This is a genomic window from Glutamicibacter sp. BW78 (assembly GCF_002332245.1).
GTDB lineage: Bacteria > Actinomycetota > Actinomycetes > Actinomycetales > Micrococcaceae > Arthrobacter_H > Arthrobacter_H rhombi_A.
In genome coordinates, this window is record NZ_NRGU01000024.1 from 1471 (window position 1) to 2914 (window position 1444).

Below are 1444 nucleotides of genomic sequence, written 5' to 3' on the forward strand. Positions count from 1 at the left end.
ATCCAAAAATAATCCCACCGACCGAACCCTCCGCTCGTAGGACTCGGAGATGAGCTCCAGCCCGTATTCTGCTCAGCTTACGTCTTGAGCGGGGTCATCTCACCGGTTGGTGTCTGCCGTTCCCACGCTGGTGCCCAATTGGTTGAACGCGTGCAACCCGACAATCGGCGGCAAAATACATCATCTCGAGCAGCTGCCATTGGCAGCACTCCACGTTGTCTTTTGGCCTGTTGACGATTCAGCCACATCCCCAACTCACGTTCGCGGCTGGTGGTCGCTTGCTGGTAATCCGGTGCCCGTCCGGTCCCTTCGGCGAATTGAAGGCAGACCTCCAGATCCTGCTCCTATACGACGCCGCGGTGCCCGGCTGGACCCAGCTTCGCCCAGGCTGGGGTTATTCGGTTTCCGGGCGACTCCTGGGTTGGGTGCCCCGGAAGGTGTGGGTGGTGCGTGTTTGCAGGAATGCTTCTACCTCGCCGCGCGCCCACTCCTTGCCAATGCTCACCGGTTCGGGGAATTGGCCTTTCCAACGGGTCCTGGCGACCCGGGAGGATTCGAGGGTCACGTTCATGTACTCGGCAATCCAGGTTTCATCCACCATGGCGGAGACCAGGTCATCAACGATCTCGGCGAGCTGCTTCCTGGTTGTGGCGTCATCGACGTCAGCGTAGGTGGTACGTCCCCAGTGGTTGGCCAGGATGTCCAGGTAGATCTTCCTGATACGGACTTGGTCGGTGCTCATCCACTTTTCCTTCTACGATGCCGGCGGTTGCCGTCGGGGACGTTGTCGACGATGCGGTGTCCCCTTGGATCACGGTTTCTCCGGCGGGTGCCGGCCTGGTCTTCCATCTTGCGTTCGTCCTTGGAGCGGTGCGCGTTGTAGGTAGTCATGGTGACCTTGACCATGGAGTGGTCCGTGGTGTCGAAGTCCTTGTACCTGTCTTTGGTCTGGTGCGTGACCCAGTCGTCGAAGTCCCCTCCGTGGAGGGTGCGGACATCGGAGAGGATGTCGGATGCGTGGTATCCGGATTTGGAGCCGAGTTCGGTGACGCGTCCGCGACCGTCTCCGGTTTCGAAGACGACCTCGATCTTCACTCGTTTGTCGTTGGCGCGCTGGCTCTTGGCGACCCCGCGGATCTTGGTCATGAGGTCTTGCAGGCCTGCTTTCCGGCCCTTGGCGGTCTTGGTCTTGGGCATCGCCACGACGTCTTGTCGTCCACCTTCGGCCAGGAAGTAGGTTTCGGCCTTGAACGCACCGCGCTTGGGCACCTTTTCGAAGGTGCCTGATTGGTCTTGGGGGACGAATACCTTGGCTGGTGCCCCGCGTTTGGCGCGCACGGGAACGATTTTTCCGTCTTTGCCGCGGCGTCTGGCCGGTATGTGTTCGACGTGGCCCTGGTCGTGGAGTTCGGTGAGTGCCTGGCGGTATGACTCGCCGCTGGAT

At 60.7% G+C, this 1444-nt stretch carries 2 protein-coding genes; both read right to left on the reverse strand.

The window, feature by feature from the left end:
• Positions 1–394: 394 nt before the first annotated feature.
• The gene (locus tag CIK75_RS03705) at positions 395–742 is read right to left on the reverse strand and encodes a hypothetical protein (protein ID WP_096223255.1); all 348 of its coding nucleotides are present in this window, start codon (positions 740–742) and stop codon (positions 395–397) included.
• Positions 739–1444, reverse strand: a 706-nt coding sequence (locus CIK75_RS16185; RefSeq protein ID WP_096223256.1) for a hypothetical protein, incomplete at its 5' end; no start/stop codon positions are given. The genes CIK75_RS16185 and CIK75_RS03705, both read right to left, overlap by 4 nt.